The organism is Mitsuaria sp. RG (assembly GCF_028369275.1).
In the GTDB taxonomy this organism is placed as follows: Bacteria; Pseudomonadota; Gammaproteobacteria; order Pseudomonadales; family Pseudomonadaceae; genus Aquipseudomonas; species Aquipseudomonas peradeniyensis.
On record NZ_JAQMYQ010000020.1, the window covers coordinates 65,568 to 84,123 of the forward strand.

Sequence of the window (18,556 nt, forward strand, 5' to 3'; positions counted from 1 at the left end):
TAGAACCCTGCTTTGCCTCATCGCCGCGTCCCTCTGTACTCCCGTGCTCGCCGACACCGTGTGGATGAAGAACGGTGACCGCCTGAGCGGCAAGATCAAGGTCTTCGACGGCGGCAGGCTGCTGCTGGAGACGCCCTACGGCGGTTCGATCGCCCTGGACTGGAAACAGGTGAAGACGCTGGAGAGCGACCAGGAACTGCTGGTCAAGCAGGACGCCTACTCCGGCGAGAAGGCCAAGTCGCTCAAGGCCGCCGAACCGGGCAAGGTGACCCTGGCCAACGGCGATGCGCCGAAGACCGTCGAGTTGGCCAGCATCGAGCAGATCATGAAGCCACGGCCGGTGGTCGAGGACTTCCTGTGGAAGGGCAATGTCGATGTGGCCATGGACTACAAGCGCGCCGAGAACAATACCGACGACTACGACGTCAGCTTCAAGACCACCGCCCGCCACGGTCGTTGGCGGCACAACGCCGAGGGCGAGTACAACCGCGAGACCAAGGACGACGTCACCACCACCAACAACTGGAGCGCCGAGTACGCCCTGGACCGCTTCATCACCGAGAAGTGGTTCTGGCAGGGGCGCCTGGAGTACAAGCGCGACCATATCGAGGACCTGGCGCGCCAGCGTACCGTTGGTACCGGCCCAGGCTACCAGTTCTGGGATGACGAGCTGGGCGCGTTCTCGCTCGGTTCGCTGATCAACCGAACCGATTTCGAATACCGCGATGGCGGCAAGGACAACTTCTATTCCGCCGCGGTGAAGTGGGACTACAACCGCTACCTGATCGGCAAGAAGGTGGAGTTCTTCACCAATGGCGAGGTCGGCAAGCCGCTGGGCGGTGTGGCCGAGTACGCGCTGGATGCCGAGATGGGGCTGCGTTACAAGGTGACCGAGTGGGCTTCGCTCAACCTGAAGGCGGAGAAGGACCTGATCAAGGGCACCCGCGACAGCGACCTGGACAAGACCCGCTATACCGCCGGGTTTGGTGTTACCTGGTAAGTCGATCCGGTAACGCGCTGCGCGTGCTCTTTGTAGGAGCGGCCTTGCGCCGCGAAAGGGCCGCAAGGCGGCCCCGGCGATGTCTGCCTCATCGCTGAGATCCTGGGGCTGCTATGCAGCCCTTTCGCGGCACAAGGCCGCTCCTACAGGGGTATGCGTAGATCTACACGGCAGCGGACCCAGTGGCAGCGGCGGGTGATAATGCTTATCTTGTCACCCATCCAGTCTGTCGCCAGGAGACTCTCCAGTGAGTACCAACGCCCTCCGCCCCGCCCGGGAACTGCTGCTCAAGGAATATCGTGGCGTTCTCTCGACCCACTCCAAGTCCATGCCCGGCTATCCCTTCGGCTCGGTGGTGCCTTATTGCCTGGACGCCGAGGGCCATCCGCTGATCCTCATCAGCCGTATCGCCCAGCACACCCACAACCTGCAGAAAGACCCCAAATGTTCGCTGCTGGTGGGCGAGCGCGATGCCGAGGACGTCCAGGCAGTCGGGCGCCTGACGGTGATGGCCGAGGCGCGCAAGCTGAGCGACGACGCGGCCATCGAGGCTGCCGCGGCCCGCTACTACCGGTACTTCCCTGAATCGGCCAATTACCACAAGGCTCACGACTTCGATTTCTGGGTGCTCGAGCCGGTACGCCACCGCTACATCGGCGGTTTCGGTGCGATCCACTGGCTCGACCAGGTGACCCTGGCCAACCCGTTTGCGGGCGAGGCCGAAAAAAGCATGATCGAGCACATGAACGATGACCATGCCAATGCCATTGATCACTACGTAAAACTGGCGGGGTTGCCGCGCTCGGCGCACATGGTCGGCATCGACAGCGAGGGCATGCACCTGCGTATTGGCCAGGGCATTTACTGGCTGCCTTTCCCGTCTAGTTGCAATACGCCGACACAAGTCCGTGAGGCCCTGGTTTTGCTGGCGCGCGCTGACAAATGGCCGGATTCGACGCAGGTCGAGGGTTGAAAACAGGCATCGAGGCATCCATCTGATGGTCTTACAGGAAGACTCTCTTCCGTCGAGGAACCCTTGATGCGTGCTTTTCTACTGCTGTTGTTGCTTTTCCCCGTGCTGGAGCTGTTCGTCTTCGTCAAGGTCAGCGCGGCCATCGGTTTCTTTCCGGCGCTGCTGTTGATCATCGCCGGTTCCGCCCTGGGTGTGCTGGTGATGCGTGTGGCCGGCCTGGCCACCGCCCTGCGTGCCCGGGCGAGCCTGCAGCGCGGCGAGCTGCCAGCTGAGGACATGTTCCAGGGCTTGATGCTCGCCGTCGGTGGTGGCCTGCTGCTGTTGCCAGGCTTCATCAGCGATGTGCTGGGCCTGCTCTGCCTGCTGCCGTTTACCCGCCGCCTGGTGGCCGGCAAGCTGCGTCGCCGTGCTGAGGAGCAGACCCTGCGCCAGCGGGCGTTCCAGGATGACCCATTCCAGGCCCAGCCCCGCGATGGTGGCCATCGTCCGAACGTGATCGAGGGCGAGTACGAACGCCGCGACAAGTAACCCCCGAAAAGGGCTTGGAAGGCGTGGGAGCGGGCTTGCCCCGCGATAGGCGCTCGCATCTGCCTACCCCGTCGCGGGGCAAGCCCGCTCCCACGACGACGCATTCAAAAAAATTTCCATGCAAAGCCTTGTAATTGATTTCACTGGCCGCATGTAGTGGTCACCGCAAGGTTTCCGGTGAGTTCACCGGGCATGACACACAGGGTTCGCTGAAGGCGAGCCCTGACCGGCAACGCCGGATCGAATCAACCCGCCGGTGTCGACACCGGCCGATGAAAACCACAATTTGGGAGAGATCGACAATGAAGCTTCGTCCTCTGCATGACCGCGTCGTCATCCGTCGCAGCGAAGAAGAATCGAAAACCGCTGGCGGTATCGTCCTGCCGGGTTCGGCCGCTGAAAAACCAAACCGCGGCGAAGTCGTTGCCGTCGGCACCGGTCGTATCCTGGACAACGGCGAAGTACGCGCGCTGGCCGTGAAAGTGGGTGACAAAGTGGTTTTCGGCCCTTACTCGGGCAGCAACACCGTGAAAGTCGATGGCGAAGACCTGCTGGTCATGGCCGAGAACGAAATCCTGGCCGTTATCGAAGCCTGATTTCTCCCCGACTTCCCGTTATTCCAAAGAATTCCAAGGATTAAACGATCATGGCTGCTAAAGACGTAAAATTCGGCGATTCCGCCCGTAAGAAAATGCTGGTTGGTGTCAACGTTCTGGCTGACGCGGTAAAAGCGACCCTGGGCCCGAAAGGCCGTAACGTGGTCCTGGCCAAGAGCTTCGGCGCGCCGACCATCACCAAGGACGGCGTTTCCGTCGCCAAAGAGATCGAGCTCAAGGACGCTTTCGAGAACATGGGCGCCCAGCTGGTCAAGGAAGTCGCTTCCAAGGCCAACGACGCTGCCGGTGACGGCACCACCACCGCTACCGTCCTGGCCCAGGCCATCGTCAACGAAGGCCTGAAAGCCGTCGCTGCCGGCATGAACCCGATGGACCTCAAGCGCGGTATCGACAAGGCCACTGCTGCCGTTGTTGCCGAACTGAAAAACCTGTCCAAGCCATGCGCCGACTCCAAGGCCATCGCCCAGGTCGGCACCATCTCCGCCAACTCCGACAACTCCATCGGTGAAATCATCGCCGAAGCCATGGAAAAAGTCGGTAAAGAAGGCGTGATCACCGTTGAAGAAGGCTCGGGCCTGGAAAACGAACTGTCCGTCGTAGAAGGCATGCAGTTTGACCGTGGCTACCTGTCGCCGTACTTCGTCAACAAGCCGGACACCATGGTTGCGGAGCTTGAAGGCGCGCTGCTGCTGCTGGTCGACAAGAAGATCTCCAACATCCGTGAGCTGCTGCCAGTACTGGAAGCCGTTGCCAAGGCCGGCCGTCCGCTGCTGATCGTTGCCGAGGACGTCGAAGGCGAGGCCCTGGCCACCCTGGTGGTCAACAACATGCGCGGCATCGTCAAGGTTGCCGCGGTCAAGGCCCCGGGCTTCGGCGACCGCCGCAAGGCCATGCTGCAGGACATCGCCGTCCTGACCGGCGCTACCGTGATCTCCGAAGAGATCGGCCTGTCCCTGGAAACCGCCACCCTGGAGCACCTGGGTAACGCCAAGCGCGTGATCCTGTCCAAGGAAAACACCACCATCATCGACGGTGCTGGCCAAGAGTCCGACATCCAGGCTCGCGTCACCCAGATCCGCGCCCAGGTTGCCGACACCACTTCGGACTACGACCGTGAGAAGCTGCAAGAGCGTCTGGCCAAGCTGGCTGGCGGTGTTGCCGTGATCAAGGTCGGTGCCGGCACCGAAGTCGAGATGAAAGAGAAGAAAGCCCGCGTCGAAGACGCCCTGCACGCTACCCGTGCAGCCGTCGAAGAAGGCGTGGTGCCTGGCGGTGGCGTTGCCCTGGTGCGCGCCCTGGAAGCCATCAAGGACCTCAAAGGCGACAACGAAGAGCAGAACGTCGGTATCGCCCTGCTGCGCCGTGCTGTTGAAGCGCCACTGCGCCAGATCACTGCCAACGCCGGCGACGAGCCAAGCGTTGTCGCTGACAAGGTCAAGCAAGGTTCGGGCAACTTCGGTTACAACGCCGCCACCGGCGAGTACGGCGACATGATCGAAATGGGCATCCTGGACCCGGCCAAGGTTACCCGTTCGGCGCTGCAAGCTGCCGCTTCGATCGGTGGCCTGATGATCACCACCGAAGCTATGATCGCTGACGCTCCTGTAGAAGCCTCTGCTGGTGGCGGCATGCCAGACATGGGCGGTATGGGTGGCATGGGTGGCATGGGCGGCATGATGTAAGCCAGCCTCACCCCCTGCACCAAGGAAAGCCCCGGTTCGCGAGAGCCGGGGCTTTTTCATTTACCTCGAGGTGCAGTGGGGCTGCTTTGCAGCCCTTTCGCGGCACAAGGCCGCTCCTACAGGAAATCGCATTATCCTGTAGGAGCGGCCTTGTGCCGCGAAAGGGCCGCAAAGCGGCCCCGGCGATACAACACCAGGTAATACGACCCCAGCCCGATCAACCAGCAGAACACCGCCGTCCACACGTTGTGCGACAGGAAATGCGCGCCCTGCATCATCCGTCCGACTGACAGCACCGAGCCGGCCACGAAGGCTACCGCCAGCGCCACCCGCGCCAGGCGCGGACGCCGGTCGCGCAGCATGAAGAACAGGCCGAACAGACAGAACCCGGTCGCGGCGTGTCCACCCGGCCAGCACAGTCCGGGCTTGTCGGTGGCCGGGCGTGGCTCCAGCAGCTTGCTGTAGGTCTCCTTGCCGCCGAACTGGGTCAGGCTCCACGGGCATTGCACCTGGGTCACCTTCTTCAGCGGCGTGACGAAGGCGGTCGACAGCCCCAGCGCCAACACCAGGCAACCCAGCTCGCGGCGCCAGCCTACCAGTCGTTTCCAGAAGAAGCTCAAGGCGAAGCCGACCACGGCCAGCAGCCCGAAGACGATCACGCCCTGCTTGACCCGGTCATGCAGAATGGTCTCCAGCAGGTAGCTGTGGCGACCGATGAACTGACTGGCAACCGGGTCGTAGAACAGGTTGGCCACGTCCATGTCCAGCGATGTCCATTCAAGCAGGACCAAGGCCACGGCGGTGACGAAAGGAATGCCCAGGTACAGCCACGGGTTGATCGGGCGAGGGCGCACGGATGCCTGCATGGTGACTCCAGAGGATGGAAAAGACCGTGCATTGTCAGGTGCCCGCTATCCTGTGTGCGTGAATGATCGGTGAAAAAACTGTCAAGTTCGGAGATTTCGAGCCAGGGCATGGCACCATGCAGGCATTGGCCGTAAGCTGCGCCTGCCGCGCCCGGCGAAGCGCCGCACAGGAGACCTCGATGCGCATTCTTTTGGTTGAAGACAACCGCGATATTCTGGCCAACCTGGCCGACTACCTCGGCATGAAGGGCTACACCGTCGACTGTGCCCAGGATGGCCTGTCCGGCCTGCATCTGGCCGCGACCGAACACTACGACCTGATCGTGCTCGACATCATGTTGCCCGGCATCGATGGCTACACGCTGTGCAAGCGCCTGCGCGAGGATGCTCGTCGTGACACGCCGGTGATCATGCTCACCGCCCGCGACCAGCTGGACGACCGTCTGCAAGGCTTCCGCTCGGGTGCGGACGACTACCTGCTCAAGCCGTTCGCGCTGTCCGAGCTGGCGGCGCGTATCGAGGCGGTGCTGCGTCGCGCCCAGGGCGGTGGCCGGCGTACCCTGCAGGTCGCCGACCTGAGCTATGACCTCGATACCCTGGAGGTGACCCGCCAGGGGCGCCTGCTCAAGCTCAACCCGGTCGGCTTGAAGCTGCTGGCCGTGCTGATGCAGAAGAGCCCCCATGTGTTGCGTCGGGAAGTGCTGGAGGAAGCCCTGTGGGGCGACGACTGCCCGGACAGCGACAGCCTGCGCAGTCACGTCCACCAGTTGCGCCAGGTGATCGACAAACCGTTCGACAAGCCCCTGCTGCATACCGTCCATGGCGTCGGCTATCGCCTCGCCGAGGGCCGCGATGGAGTTTAAGCAGAGCCTTGCCCAGCGCATCATCATCGCCTTCGCGCTGATGAGCGCGCTGGTGGCCGGGGCCTTCGCCTTCGGCATCGTCGCCACGGTACACCTGGTCGAGGAACGCTTGATCTCGTCGGTGCTCGGTGGCGACCTGCAGCGCCTGCTGCGCATGGACAGCGTCAGTGACTGGAGCCACCGGCCACGCCCCGACCAGCTGTTCTATTTCAGCGGCGGGCGCGATGACTTCGAGTTGCCCAAGGACCTGCGTCACCTGGAGGCGGGTTTCCACGAGGTGTTTCGCGACCAGCTCTCGTACCATGCCATGGTCGAGATCGTCGACGGTCGGCGCTATGTGCTGTTGCAGGACCAGAGCGATTTCGAGGAGCGTGAACGGGTACTGTTCGCCGTGGTGGTGGTCGGCTTCGTGCTCAGCCTGGCCCTGGCGGTGATCCTCGGCTGGTTGCTGGCACGAAGGGTGATGGCGCCGGTGATCCGCCTGGCGCGCCAGGTGCGTCACCGTGACCAGTTGCTGGGGCTGGCGCCGCCGTTGGCGCCGGACTACGCGGCGGACGAGGTCGGCCAGCTGGCCGTTGCCTTCGACGATACCCTGGGGCGCCTGCGCGATGCCCTGACCCGCGAGCGGCTGTTCACCAGTGACGTCAGCCATGAGCTGCGCACACCGTTGATGGTCCTGGCGACCTCGTGCGAGCTGTTGATGGAAAACCCCGGCCTCGATGGGCGGGCGCGCAGCCAGGTCGAACGTATTGCCCGGGCAACCGAGGAAATGCGCGAACTGGTGAAGACCTTCCTGATGCTGGCCCGTGCCCAGCGCGATGAAGGTGCCGTCGCTTCACGGGCAAGCTTGCGCGAGGTGGGCGACGATCTGATCGGCGTATGGCGCGACACCATCGAGCAGAAGGGGCTGGCGCTTTACTACGATGGTCGGATCAGTGCCAGCCCGGTGCTGTACAACGCCACGTTCCTGCAGTCGGTGATGGGTAACCTGCTGCGCAATGCGGCGCACTACACCGACAGCGGTTACATTCGCCTTAGCCTGGAGGCCAATGGCTTCAGTGTCGAGGACAGTGGCGTGGGGATTCCGGAGGAGCAGCGCGAGGCGATGTTCCGGCCGTTCGTGCGTGGCGACGAGCGCCGTGGCGAGGGCCTGGGCCTGGGCTTGTCGCTGGTGCAACGCATCTGTGACGACCAGGGCTGGCGCGTAACCCTGACCGCGACGCTTCCCCATGGCTGCCGCTTCCAGGTCGACCTGAGCCAAGGCACGAAAGTGGTGCAGGATGGTGAAGGCCGGGATGGGCTATTGGATCCTGATTAACGTCCAGTAACACCTGCATTGGTCGCTGACAGATTTTTCACACGGACATGACCTGATTCCAACGCTTGCCTGCCTAAGGTGAGCGCACTGGAGTCAGGAGATGTCCAATGCGTAGCCCCATCAAACTCGAATTCTCGGACAAGTACGACCGCAACCACGCCCGGGAATACTTCCTCAAGCATCAGGATGGCCTGGCTCGACGCCTTTCCCACCAGCGTGACGAGCAACTGGCCCGCCGCGCCCTGGCGCTGGCCGGTGAGCCTGGCCTGGTGCTCGACCTGCCCTGCGGTGCCGGGCGGTTCTGGCCGCTGCTGGCGGAAAAGGCCAACCGCGTGATCATCGGTGCCGACAATTCGGCGGCGATGATCGAGACAGCCTGTGCGTCACAACCGCCAGAGGTGGTTGCACGGGTACGCCCCTTGCAGACTTCCGCGTTCGCCATCGACCTGCCGGACAACGCGGTCGACAGCATCTTTTGCATGCGCCTGTTCCACCATATCGGTGATCCGGCCCATCGGAAGACAATTCTTTCTGAGTTTCAACGAGTTAGCCGCGACAGCGTGATCCTTTCACTGTGGGTGGATGGCAATTTCAAGGCCTGGCGCCGCCGCAAGCTCGAAGCCAGGCGCAGTGCCCGGGCCGCGCAGGACAGCTACCAGAACCGCTTCGTGTTACCGGCGGCTACAGTTGAAGAAGAATTTGTGTCAGCGGGATTCAGAATCCAGGAACGACTCGACTTTCTGCCGTTCTATGCCATGTGGCGAGTGTACGTATTGCGCAAGGGGTAATGAGTGATGGCGGTAGCCCAGAATCAGTCCAGGCAGTTCGACTACTACTGGCAGCAGCAGGGGGAGTGGGTCGAGGAGCCCAACCAGCGGCGTGGTGGCGAGAGTGGCGTGCAGCGCCTGAGCGACGGTGATGGGCATCTGCTGTATGCCAAACGCCAGGTCGGGCACATCTACCGCAGCCTGCTGCATCCGTTCGGGCGCCCCACGGTGTTGCGCGAACTCGATGCGCTGAACAGTTTCGAGCAACTGGGTGTGCGGGTACCGCGGATTGTCTATGCCGGGGCCGAGCGGGACGCGGATCATCAGTGGCGGGCCTTGCTGGTCAGCGAGGCGCTCGATGGTTTCGTCGACCTCGATGCCTGGCATGCCGCCGGGGCCCGCGAGCATTACCCGCAGGCGGTGCACGAGCGCATGCTCAAGGATCTGGCCGACAACCTGGCGCGCATGCACCTGGGGCATTGGCAGCATGGCTGCCTGTACGGCAAGCATGTGTTCGTCAAGGTGCTGGGCGAGGGTGAACAGGCGCGGGTGGAAGTGGCGTTGCTGGACCTGGAGAAGTGCCGGCGGCGGATCAGTTGCCAGCGGGCGGCCTATAACGACCTGCGGCAGTTGCGCCGCCACTCGTCGTTCAACGAGGCGGAATGGCAGACCTTGCTCTATTTTTACCAAATGGCGTTTGGCAGCGCGGTCAAAGGTTTAGAGCAATGAAACTAGAAATCGCTCGAGCTTTGTTCCTGGTCGCGGCGTTGGCGGTGACCACGGCGGCGGCGGCGGCCTGGGAACAGCCGCGGCCTACGGTGTTCAGCAAGGCTGAGGTCGGTGGGGTGTGTCCGTTGCCACGGGTGGCCAAGGTGGAGCAGGGGCGGGCTGAGCCGGATCATGATCTTCTGTTGTTCTTGTTTGGGATGAGGCAGGGGTTACGGCCGTTTGGTTGACGTGGGTTTTGTGTTTTGCGCCGGGGGGGTGTTTATGGATCTCTGGCGTTTGTTTATTAGTTGGTTGGTTGGTGTTTGTTTTTGAAGCTTTATGCGCATTCATTTGCGATGTCGACGCTTATTCACCTTTCCGCCCTTACGGCGGGTAACTTTTTGAAGGATCAAAAAGTCACCAAAAAATCCTCGCTCCATTCATCCGGCCCTACGCTTCGCTCCGGGTTCCCTCACTCCGGTCTTGCTCCCGGGAGGACCGCGCTGCAGGGCCCATCCTAGGCCCCAGCGCTTGACGGGCATCCATGCCCGTCACCTCCCTCCGCAAGTCCTACGTTCGGCCTCCTGAAGTCGCGAAGTTACGAGCGGCGCCTGAACTGGCGCAGCTGTCGCTAGTTTAAACTTAATTAATCTCTCGATCGCATCGCGGGGCAAGCCCGCTCCCACGCAATAGTCGCCGTTATATATAACCCTGTAGGAGCGGGCTTGCCCCGCGAAAGGGATGGAACAGTCAATGCATAACTAACTGTCAAACAACTAAATTCGCATTTCTTGCTCTTGCTCTTGCTCTTGCTCTTGCTCGGCGTTTTTCAAGGTGGTTGTCGCGTCTGACCTCTAAATCACGCTGCTTGCTTATCGTATTGTTGCTCTCGATCAGGGTTCAGCAGTACGGTCCCCACAGGCTGCCAGTTGCGTGTCTGGCCTGACCAACGCGCAGGATTTCTTTCTCTGGCCCGTAGGTACAGCTCATGACGTCGGGCAAGGATCTGTTTGTCCACGCCTCGGTGTCGTTCTGCTGGCGTAACGAAACGAATGCGGCTATGTCGGTGTTCCTGGTTGTACCAGCTGATGAAGTCTCTTACCCAGCGCCTGGCTGCCTCCAGGCTACTGAAACCTTTGGTTGGCCATTGCGGGCAGTACTTCAGTGTTCTGAATAAAGCCTCCGAGTATGGGTTGTCGTTACTCACTCTTGGTCTGCCCCTGGAAGGGGTGATACCCAACTCATGCATCTTGCTGAGCAAGGTTGATGATTTCATTGGAGTTCCATTGTCAGAGTGCAATACCAACGGCTCACGCAAGCATTGCTCGCTGATCACGCTTCGCTGTAGCAAGGTCGCGGCCTTCGCTCCGTCTTCATCCTCGTGCACTTCCCAGCCGACACATTTCCGGCTGTAGATGTCCTCGATCAGGTACAGGTAGTAATACTTCCCGCGTACCGCTGTAGGTAGATACGTAATGTCCCACGACCAGACCCGATTAGGTGCATGTGCCGCATGGGTGGTTGGAGCAGCTTGGCGTCCAGGCTGCTGGCTCCGGCCCCGATGCTGTCGCTGTCCGGCCGCGCGCAGCACCCGGTAAAAGGTTGACTCCGAGGCTAGATAGCACTGTTTGTCCGCCAAGCGCGGGACAATTTGGCTCGGTGGCAAATGCGCGTATTCAGCACTGTTGCATAGATCAAGAATTGCCTGGCGCTCCTGCTCGCTCAGGGCATTCGCAGGCGTTGTCCGAGTCGTTGTGGTTCGAGCGTCAGCTCGAACCTCCTCGGTCTGAGTCCAGCGCTGTAGTGTCCTGAGTGTCAGGCCGACTTCCTGGCATGCCATCCGCTTTCGTGCTCCAGCACTGATCGCTTCGTTTAGCCAGTCGACCAACAGTTGCCGTTCCGGCAGAGCGGTCAATTGTCCTCGTCGTCGACTCCCCAGTAGTCGTTGAGCTTTTTTCGAAGGACCAGCAGCGCCGCTGCTTCAGCCAGCGCCTTTTCTTTACGGCGCAGTTCGCGCTCCAGCTGTTGAATACGTTGCTTATCCTGGCGACCCTGTTCCCGATCAGCCTTCGGTTGAAGCTTTTCGGCCACCATTCCGCTCAGGAACGCTTGTCGCCACGCCATGATCTGTTCGGGGTACAAACCCTTGCGCCGACAGTACTCGCCCAGCTCAATTTCAGACAGGCTGGCACATTCGATGACAGCTGCGAACTTCATTTCTGCCGACCAGCTTTCGGTCGGGTGGTTGGGATCGGTCACCACACCTCCTTCAGGACTGGCTCGTTTACGCCAGGTACGTAGTGTCATTTCAGTCACTCCCTCGCGCCTCGCAACCTCGGCCATTGTCAGGTTATGTGGAGGGAGCAGCATCTTTAGTAGTTCGGCTTTGCGTTCGGGTGAATAGTACGGCACATCGGCTCTCTTTCCGCCCCCGGAGCTGGTTTCAGGTCTGTTCGGAGACGCGACAACTATCCTGACACCGGGGGTGCTCTTGCTCTTGCTTCTAAGCGCGCGGTAGTTCAGGCGCCGCCAATTGCGACTTCAGGAGGCCGAGCGGAGTTCTTGCGGAGGGAGGTGACGGCCATGGATGGCCGTCAAGCGCTGCGCCCCAGGATGGGGCGTTCAGCGCGGTCCTCCCGGGAGCAAGAACGGAGCGAGGGAACCCCGGAGCGAAGCGTAGGGGCCGTATGAATGGAGCGAGGATTTTTTGGTTCCTTTTTGATCCTTCAAAAAGGGACCCGCCGTAAGGGCGGAAAGGTGACTAGATGTCGACATATTCAAAGAATATGAATGCAAAATTCAAAACAATCACATCCAATCCTGACTCCAAACAAAAAAATTCCTTTAGCCCCCTAATCAAAGCTTTGACATTCACTGCCTAAGCAGTAATATTTTCACACAATTCAACGAGCAGCCCCAATGCCCCACTACACTCCGGAAACCTTCCAGACCTGCGCCATAGGCATGCTGCTCGGCCGCGCCGCACTCCTCAAGGACCGCATCCTCGACTGGCACCTGGAAGCCGACGGCGTCACCGCCGCCCAGTTCAAGGTGCTGATCATCGTCACCCAGTACCAGGTCGACACCCCGGCCGAACTGTGCCGCTACCTGGGCCTGGACAGCGGCTCGATGACCCGCATGCTCGATCGCCTCGAGCAGAAGGGCCTGATCCTGCGCAACCGCTGCCCCGACGACCGCCGCCAGGTGCGCCTGGCCCTCACCGCCGATGGCCAGCGCCTGGCCGACCGCCTCCCGCAGGTCGGCGCGGCGGCGATGAACGAACTGGTCGGCGTGCTGCAGCCCGAGGAACTCAAGACCCTCGAGCAACTGCTCGCCAAGGTCCTGATCAACGCCGGCGACCCCCTGACGATCCGCCGCTTCGGCGATCGTTGATCCCTGTCACGCATCTTCCAAGGTATTGTCATGGCCACTCCCGCTGACACCTCCACCCCGGCCCCCGCGCCTGACAACACACGCAAGCGCAAGGTCTGGCTGCTCGCCCTGTTGCTGATACTGGTCCTTGCCGGTGCAGGCACCTGGGCCTGGTACAGCCTGGTCGGGCGCTGGTACGAAAGCACCGACGACGCCTACGTCAACGGCAATGTCGTGGAGATCACCCCGCTGGTGACCGGCACCGTCACCAGTATCGGCGCCGATGACGGCGACCTGGTCCATGCCGGCCAGGTACTGCTGCAATTCGACCCGGCCGACAGCGAAGTCGCCCTGCAGTCGGCCGAGGCCAAGCTGGCGCGTACCGTGCGCCAGGTGCGCGGGCTGTACAGCAATGTCGACTCGCTCAAGGCGCAACTGCAGACCCGCCAGGCCGAGTTGCAGAAGGCCCAGCAGGACTACAACCGACGCAAGGTGCTGGCCGACAGCGGCGCCATTGCCGCCGAGGAAGTGGCCCACTCCCGCGATGACCTGACCGTGGCCCAGGCCGCCGTCAACAGCGCTCGCCAACAGCTCAACACCAGCACCGCGCTGGTCGACGACACCGTGGTGTCCTCGCATCCGGAAGTGATGGCCGCCGCAGCAGACCTGCGCCAGGCCTACCTCGACCATGCCCGCACCACGCTGGTGGCGCCGGTGACCGGCTATGTCGCCAAACGCACCGTGCAACTGGGCCAGCGCCTGCAACCGGGCACGACAACCATGGCGGTGATCCCGCTGGACGAGGTGTGGATCGACGCCAACTTCAAGGAAACCCAGCTGCGCGACATGCGCATTGGCCAGCCGGTCGAGATCACCGCCGACCTGTACGGCAGCGAAGTCAGGTACACCGGCACCGTCGACAGCCTCGGCGCGGGCACCGGCAGCGCCTTTGCCCTGTTGCCGGCACAGAACGCCACCGGCAACTGGATCAAGATTGTCCAGCGCGTACCGGTGCGCATCCACCTTGATCCCGAGCAACTGAAGAAGCACCCGCTGCGCATCGGCCTGTCCACCGTCACCGAGGTCGACCTGCACGACCAGAGCGGCCCGGCCCTGGCCCAGCAGCCACCGCAGCAGGCCAGCTACACCACCCAGGTGTATGACCGTCAGCTGGTCGAGGCCGACGACCTGATCGCCCGGCTGATCCACGAGAACAGCGCCACCGGCAAGACGGCTCAGCGATGAGCCAGCAGGCCCCCGCGCAGTTCACCCCGCCGAGCCTGCTGCTGACCACCATCGGCCTGTCGCTGGCGACCTTCATGCAGGTGCTCGACACCACCATCGCCAACGTGGCGCTGCCGACCATTTCCGGCAACCTCGGCGTGAGTTCGGAGCAGGGCACCTGGGTGATCACCTCGTTCGCGGTGAGCAACGCCATCGCCCTGCCGTTGACCGGCTGGCTCAGCCGGCGCTTCGGCGAGGTGAAGCTGTTCATCTGGGCCACGCTGCTGTTCGTGCTGGCCTCGTTCCTGTGCGGCGTCGCCCAGTCGATGCCCGAGCTGGTGTTGTTCCGCGTGGTCCAGGGCGTGGTAGCCGGTCCGCTGTACCCGATGACCCAGACCCTGCTGATCGCCGTGTACCCGCCGGCGAAAAGGGGGATGGCCCTGGCGCTGCTGGCGATGGTCACGGTGGTCGCGCCGATTGCCGGGCCGATCCTCGGTGGCTGGATCACCGACAGCTACAGCTGGCCGTGGATCTTCTTCATCAACGTGCCGATCGGCCTGTTCGCCGCCGCCGTGGTACGCCAGCAGATGCGTGCGCGGCCGGTGGTCACCAGCCGCCAGCCGATGGACTACATCGGCCTGCTGACCCTGATCATCGGTGTCGGCGCGTTGCAGGTGGTGTTGGACAAAGGCAACGACCTGGACTGGTTCGAGTCGTCGTTCATCGTGATTGGCACGCTGATCTCGGTGGTGTTCCTGGCGGTGTTCGTCATCTGGGAGCTGACCGATCGCCATCCGGTGGTCAACCTGCGTTTGTTCGTGCACCGCAACTTCCGCATCGGCACCCTGGTGCTGGTGGGCGGCTACGCGGGGTTCTTCGGCATCAACCTGATCCTGCCGCAATGGCTGCAGACCCAGATGGGCTACACCGCCACCTGGGCAGGCCTTGCGGTGGCGCCGATCGGCCTGCTGCCGGTGCTCATGTCGCCCTTCATCGGCCAGTACGCCCATCGCTTCGACCTGCGCTTGCTGGCCGGCATCGCCTTCCTGGCGATCGGTACCAGTTGCTACATGCGTGCCGGCTTCACCAACGAGGTGGACTTCCTGCACATCGCCCTGGTGCAGTTGTTCATGGGCATCGGCGTGGCGCTGTTCTTCATGCCGACCCTGGGCATCCTGTTGTCGGACCTGCCGCCGCACCAGATCGCCGACGGTTCCGGGCTGGCCACCTTCCTGCGCACCCTGGGCGGCAGCTTTGCCGCGTCGCTGACCACCTGGATCTGGATTCGCCGGGCCGACCAGCACCACGCCTACCTGAGCGAGCACATCAGCAGCTTCGATCCGGCCACCCGGCAGACCCTGGAGCAGCTGGGCGGGGCCACTCCGCAGAGTTACGCGAAGCTGGAACAGATCCTCAACAGCCAGGCCTACATGATGTCGACGGTGGACTATTTCACCTTGCTCACCTGGGTGTTCGCCGGGTTGATCCTGCTGGTATGGCTGGCCAAGCCGCCCTTTACCGCCAAGGCCGGGCCGGCTTCGGCGGGGCATTGAACCAATGATCCTGTCCATGCAGCACCTGCCCCGTTTTCAAATGATGGCATTTCCCCTAATCTTGTAGGCCTTTACCTGGCTACTTGGCAGACTCATGGACAAGGTCATCGTCATCACCGGCGCCAGCCGGGGCATCGGCGCCGCCACCGCATTGCTGGCGGCGCAACAGGGTTACCGCATCTGCATCAACTACCACGCTGACGACCAGGCCGCCGAGGCGATGCTGGCGCAGGTCCGTGCGCTGGGCGCCGAGGCCATTGCTGTGCGCGCCGACGCCAGCGTCGAGGACGAAGTGGTGCGGCTGTTCCGCTGCGTCGACCAGGAGCTCGGGCCGGTTACCGCGCTGGTCAACAATGCCGGCACCATCGGCCAGCAGAGTCGCGTCGAGGACATGTCCGAGTTCCGCCTGCTCAAGGTGATGAAGACCAATGTGGTCGGCCCGATCCTCTGCGCCAAGCACGCCTTGCTGCGCATGGCCCGCCGCCATGGCGGCCAGGGCGGGGCGATTGTCAACGTGTCGTCGATGGCCGCGCGGCTGGGCTCGCCCAATGAGTACGTCGACTATGCCGCCTCCAAGGGCGCCCTGGACACCTTCACGGTGGGCCTGGCCAGGGAAGTAGCCGGCGAGGGTGTGCGGGTCAACGGCGTGCGGCCGGGCTACATACACACCGGCTTCCATGCCCTGAGCGGCGACCCGGACCGCGTCAGCAAGCTCGAGCCGGGCTTGCCGATGGGGCGCGGTGGCCAGCCCGAGGAAGTGGCCGAGGCGATCCTGTGGTTGCTGTCGGAAAAGGCGTCCTACGCGACCGGCACCTTCATCGACCTGAGTGGCGGACGTTAGGCTCTGTACGAAATGTATCTGCACTCGCCCATACTGCGTTGAAACGGGGCTCGGAATGCTCATGTACTCCAGTACAGTCGGGCGCGACCCCGGCCGTTCCTCCCCCCGTTTCGCCTTGTCTGGCCTTCGCGCAGACACATTTCGTACAGACCCTAGGCTCGTCAGTCGCGCAGCAACAGATCGACCTGATCCACCAGCTTTTCGAGGTCGAAGGGCTTGGTCAGTACACGCATGCCTTGCGGCAGGGGCCCATCCTCAAGCACCGCGTTGGCATCGTAGCCGGTGATGAACAGCACCGGGATCGAAGGCAGTCGCCCGCGCATGGCCTGGGCGACCTGGCGGCCGTTCATGCCGCCGGGCAGGCCGATGTCGGTGATCAGCAGGTCGAACCCCAGGTCTGCCTCGAGTGCCGCAGGTCCGGTGGCGTAGCCATCGACCTGGTGGCCCAGCTCCTCGAGCACTTCAGCGATCACCAGGCGCAACGCGGCCTGGTCTTCGACCAGCAGTACCCGCTTTCCGGGCCCGCGAGCGGACAGCAGTGACGCAGCTTTTGCAGGCGCAGGCTGGGCAACGGTGTCATGCCTGGGCAGGTAGAGGTGGATGCAGGTCCCTTCGCCCGGCTGGGAGCAGATCTGCAGTTGCCCACCTGACTGACGGACGAAGCCATAGACCATGGAAAGGCCCAGTCCGGTGCTTTGCCCCATGGGCTTGGTGGTGAAGAAGGGTTCGATCGCGCGATCGATCACCTCCGCTGGCATGCCGCGTCCGGTGTCGCTGACGCTCAAGCGCAGGTAGGGCCCGGAAGGCAGGTCCAGTGATTGGGCTGTAACCTGCGTCACCTCCAGCGCGACGCAGCGGATGTCGATGCGACCGCCGGCAGGCATGGCGTCGCGGGCATTGATGCACAGGTTGAGCAGGGCGCTTTCCAGTTGCGGTGGATCGATGAACACCGTGCCGTTTTCCTGCTCGAAATCGCTGCTCACCTCGATGGCCGGGCCGACGCTGCGGCTGATCAGGTCTTCCATGCCCCCTACCAGTGTGCTCAGGCGGGTGGCCTGGGGCAGCAGGGTCTGGCGGCGGGAGAACGCCAGCAGGCGTTGCACCAGCGTGGCGGCCCGTTGCGCGGATTCACAGGCACTGTTCAACAAGGGCGCGATTTCAGCGTGACGGGCCTGTTGCAAGCGTTGGCGTATCAGTTCCTGGGCACCGAGTATGCCGCCAAGCAGGTTGTTGAAGTCATGGGCGATGCCGCCGGTGAGCTGGCCTACGGCCTCCATCTTCTGGACCTGGCGCAGGGCCTCCTCGGCCTCGAGCAGCCGCTTCTGCTCGCTGACCTGGCGGGTGATGTCGTAGACGAACAGATAGGCACCGACAATCCCGCCGGTGTGGTCACGCAAGGGGGTGAAGCGCAGTTCGAAATGCCGCCTGTCATTGCCGCGACCGTATTCGATCACTTCGGTATAGCTTTCACCGGACAATGCCCTGCGCCATAGCGCCACTGATCGTTCGCATTCCTCGGGGAATCCCTCCAGGCCTTCGAGCAGGCTGTCGCCCGCCTTGATCCTGCGTCCGAACAGGTACTCGAAATCCTTGACTGCACGGGCATTGATCGCGAGCAAGCGCAACGCGGTGTCCACCACCTGCACCCGGGCGACACTGTGTTCGACCAGCTCGGCAAACAGGCTGCGCTCGGCCAGGGCTGCGGTGACCCGTTGCTCGAGCTGGTCGTTGAGTTGTTGCAAGGCGGTTTCTGCGCGGCGTCGTTCGGTGACATCCTTGAACAGCACCGCCACCTGGTGTTTCCCGGCGGGCTCGATCCGGAAGGTGGTGACCGACAGCACCCGGCCAGTGGCAATCAATTCCTGCTCGAACTGCAGAGGCTCACCGGTGCGTAGCACCTGGCCATAGCGGGCCACCCAGTCGTCGGCCTCGTCCGGCACCATCTCGCGCAGCTTCTGCCCCACCACGTTGGGAATCCCCGCGTGGCGGGCATAGGCGGCGTTGGCGAGGATATGGATGTAGTCGCTCAGCGGGCCGTGCGGGCCGTCGAAGAATTCGATGACGCAGAACCCTTCGTCCATCGTGTCGAAGAGAAAGCGGAACAGGTCGGGATCATGCCGTGGTGGATTGGCCAGTTCGGCCTCCAGCAAGGCATTGCGCTGGCGTAGGCGTTCAACTTCCAGGCGCAGGGACTGCAGTTCGCGCGAGGGCATGCGGGCATCCGTTGAGGTGGGGTCAGATACG

17 protein-coding genes are annotated in these 18,556 nt (G+C 62.7%); 14 read left to right on the forward strand and 3 right to left on the reverse strand.

The features are described 5' to 3' along the window. Positions 1-43: 43 nt before the first annotated feature. From POF53_RS13345 to groL, 5 genes are all read left to right on the forward strand, one after another. Complete coding sequence (locus tag POF53_RS13345) at positions 44-1,000, forward strand: DUF481 domain-containing protein (protein ID WP_498968053.1); 957 nt, start codon at positions 44-46, stop codon at positions 998-1,000. Between the two features lie 247 nt (positions 1,001-1,247). Then, complete coding sequence (locus POF53_RS13350) at positions 1,248-1,973, forward strand: HugZ family pyridoxamine 5'-phosphate oxidase (RefSeq protein WP_232854660.1); 726 nt, start codon at positions 1,248-1,250, stop codon at positions 1,971-1,973. A 66-nt stretch (positions 1,974-2,039) separates the two neighbouring features. Beyond that, entirely contained in the window at positions 2,040-2,501 is a 462-nt protein-coding gene (locus POF53_RS13355) for an FxsA family protein (RefSeq protein WP_254464489.1), read from the forward strand. A 302-nt stretch (positions 2,502-2,803) separates the two neighbouring features. Then, the gene (locus POF53_RS13360; protein ID WP_028689692.1) at positions 2,804-3,097 is read left to right on the forward strand and encodes a co-chaperone GroES; all 294 of its coding nucleotides are present in this window, start codon (positions 2,804-2,806) and stop codon (positions 3,095-3,097) included. A 50-nt stretch (positions 3,098-3,147) separates the two neighbouring features. Next, complete coding sequence (gene groL, locus POF53_RS13365) at positions 3,148-4,800, forward strand: chaperonin GroEL (RefSeq protein ID WP_203647890.1); 1,653 nt, start codon at positions 3,148-3,150, stop codon at positions 4,798-4,800. A 131-nt stretch (positions 4,801-4,931) separates the two neighbouring features. Here the strand turns inward: groL and POF53_RS13370 are convergent, their stop codons facing one another. Next, positions 4,932-5,666, reverse strand: coding sequence for a phosphatase PAP2 family protein (locus POF53_RS13370; RefSeq protein ID WP_498968057.1), 735 nt, complete (start codon positions 5,664-5,666; stop codon positions 4,932-4,934). A 179-nt stretch (positions 5,667-5,845) separates the two neighbouring features. Here POF53_RS13370 and colR point away from each other — a divergent pair, with 179 nt between their 5' ends. The 5 genes from colR to POF53_RS13395 all read left to right on the forward strand — a co-directional run bounded on the left by colR (position 5,846) and on the right by POF53_RS13395 (position 9,570). Beyond that, complete coding sequence (gene colR / locus POF53_RS13375; RefSeq protein ID WP_028689695.1) at positions 5,846-6,529, forward strand: two-component system response regulator ColR; 684 nt, start codon at positions 5,846-5,848, stop codon at positions 6,527-6,529. After that, the gene (locus tag POF53_RS13380) at positions 6,519-7,847 is read left to right on the forward strand and encodes a sensor histidine kinase (protein WP_232854657.1); all 1,329 of its coding nucleotides are present in this window, start codon (positions 6,519-6,521) and stop codon (positions 7,845-7,847) included. Before colR ends, POF53_RS13380 begins: the two co-directional genes overlap by 11 nt. 107 nt (positions 7,848-7,954) lie before the next feature. Beyond that, complete coding sequence (locus tag POF53_RS13385) at positions 7,955-8,635, forward strand: class I SAM-dependent methyltransferase (protein WP_050703871.1); 681 nt, start codon at positions 7,955-7,957, stop codon at positions 8,633-8,635. 6 nt (positions 8,636-8,641) lie between these two features. Then, positions 8,642-9,343: a lipopolysaccharide kinase InaA family protein gene (locus POF53_RS13390; RefSeq protein ID WP_203647888.1), complete on the forward strand. Its 702-nt coding sequence runs from the start codon at positions 8,642-8,644 to the stop codon at positions 9,341-9,343. Next, a complete protein-coding gene (locus POF53_RS13395) occupies positions 9,340-9,570 on the forward strand; it encodes a hypothetical protein (protein ID WP_028689699.1) in 231 nt (76 codons plus the stop codon). Before POF53_RS13390 ends, POF53_RS13395 begins: the two co-directional genes overlap by 4 nt. A gap of 611 nt (positions 9,571-10,181) precedes the next feature. Here the strand turns inward: POF53_RS13395 and POF53_RS13400 are convergent. Next, positions 10,182-11,734, reverse strand: a protein-coding gene (locus POF53_RS13400; RefSeq protein WP_498968060.1) for an IS3 family transposase whose coding sequence is annotated in 2 segments (ribosomal slippage) — positions 10,182-11,272 and positions 11,272-11,734 — 1,554 coding nt in all. Because the reading frame shifts where the segments join, the coding sequence is not laid out codon by codon here. A gap of 507 nt (positions 11,735-12,241) precedes the next feature. Here POF53_RS13400 and POF53_RS13405 point away from each other — a divergent pair. The 4 genes from POF53_RS13405 to POF53_RS13420 all read left to right on the forward strand — a co-directional run bounded on the left by POF53_RS13405 (position 12,242) and on the right by POF53_RS13420 (position 16,312). Continuing rightward, on the forward strand, positions 12,242-12,715 hold the full coding sequence (locus tag POF53_RS13405; RefSeq protein WP_186714554.1) for a MarR family winged helix-turn-helix transcriptional regulator: 474 nt from the start codon (positions 12,242-12,244) through the stop codon (positions 12,713-12,715). 30 nt (positions 12,716-12,745) lie between these two features. Further along, positions 12,746-13,939 carry an HlyD family secretion protein gene (locus POF53_RS13410; RefSeq protein ID WP_203646993.1) on the forward strand — a complete coding sequence of 398 codons (1,194 nt, stop codon included), beginning with the start codon at positions 12,746-12,748 and terminating at the stop codon, positions 13,937-13,939. After that, positions 13,936-15,471: a DHA2 family efflux MFS transporter permease subunit gene (locus tag POF53_RS13415; RefSeq protein ID WP_254465261.1), complete on the forward strand. Its 1,536-nt coding sequence runs from the start codon at positions 13,936-13,938 to the stop codon at positions 15,469-15,471. Before POF53_RS13410 ends, POF53_RS13415 begins: the two co-directional genes overlap by 4 nt. A gap of 94 nt (positions 15,472-15,565) precedes the next feature. Next, positions 15,566-16,312 (forward strand): SDR family oxidoreductase, encoded by a 747-nt coding sequence (locus POF53_RS13420; protein WP_203646991.1) that lies wholly within the window; start codon positions 15,566-15,568, stop codon positions 16,310-16,312. A 161-nt stretch (positions 16,313-16,473) separates the two neighbouring features. On the opposite strand, the gene POF53_RS13425 is transcribed toward POF53_RS13420, so the two are convergent. Further along, the gene (locus POF53_RS13425; protein WP_498968064.1) at positions 16,474-18,525 is read right to left on the reverse strand and encodes a hybrid sensor histidine kinase/response regulator; all 2,052 of its coding nucleotides are present in this window, start codon (positions 18,523-18,525) and stop codon (positions 16,474-16,476) included. Positions 18,526-18,556 lie beyond the last annotated feature (31 nt).

Coding starts and splice junctions, on each gene's coding strand:
- POF53_RS13355 (WP_254464489.1), top strand. CDS start 2,040: ATGCGTGCTTTTCTACTGCTGTTGTTGCTTTTCCCCGTGCTGGAGCTG.
- POF53_RS13360 (WP_028689692.1), top strand. CDS start 2,804: ATGAAGCTTCGTCCTCTGCATGACCGCGTCGTCATCCGTCGCAGCGAA.
- groL (WP_203647890.1), top strand. CDS start 3,148: ATGGCTGCTAAAGACGTAAAATTCGGCGATTCCGCCCGTAAGAAAATG.
- POF53_RS13370 (WP_498968057.1), bottom strand. CDS start 5,666: ATGCAGGCATCCGTGCGCCCTCGCCCGATCAACCCGTGGCTGTACCTG.
- colR (WP_028689695.1), top strand. CDS start 5,846: ATGCGCATTCTTTTGGTTGAAGACAACCGCGATATTCTGGCCAACCTG.
- POF53_RS13380 (WP_232854657.1), top strand. CDS start 6,519: ATGGAGTTTAAGCAGAGCCTTGCCCAGCGCATCATCATCGCCTTCGCG.
- POF53_RS13385 (WP_050703871.1), top strand. CDS start 7,955: ATGCGTAGCCCCATCAAACTCGAATTCTCGGACAAGTACGACCGCAAC.
- POF53_RS13390 (WP_203647888.1), top strand. CDS start 8,642: ATGGCGGTAGCCCAGAATCAGTCCAGGCAGTTCGACTACTACTGGCAG.
- POF53_RS13395 (WP_028689699.1), top strand. CDS start 9,340: ATGAAACTAGAAATCGCTCGAGCTTTGTTCCTGGTCGCGGCGTTGGCG.
- POF53_RS13405 (WP_186714554.1), top strand. CDS start 12,242: ATGCCCCACTACACTCCGGAAACCTTCCAGACCTGCGCCATAGGCATG.
- POF53_RS13410 (WP_203646993.1), top strand. CDS start 12,746: ATGGCCACTCCCGCTGACACCTCCACCCCGGCCCCCGCGCCTGACAAC.
- POF53_RS13415 (WP_254465261.1), top strand. CDS start 13,936: ATGAGCCAGCAGGCCCCCGCGCAGTTCACCCCGCCGAGCCTGCTGCTG.
- POF53_RS13420 (WP_203646991.1), top strand. CDS start 15,566: ATGGACAAGGTCATCGTCATCACCGGCGCCAGCCGGGGCATCGGCGCC.
- POF53_RS13425 (WP_498968064.1), bottom strand. CDS start 18,525: ATGCCCTCGCGCGAACTGCAGTCCCTGCGCCTGGAAGTTGAACGCCTA.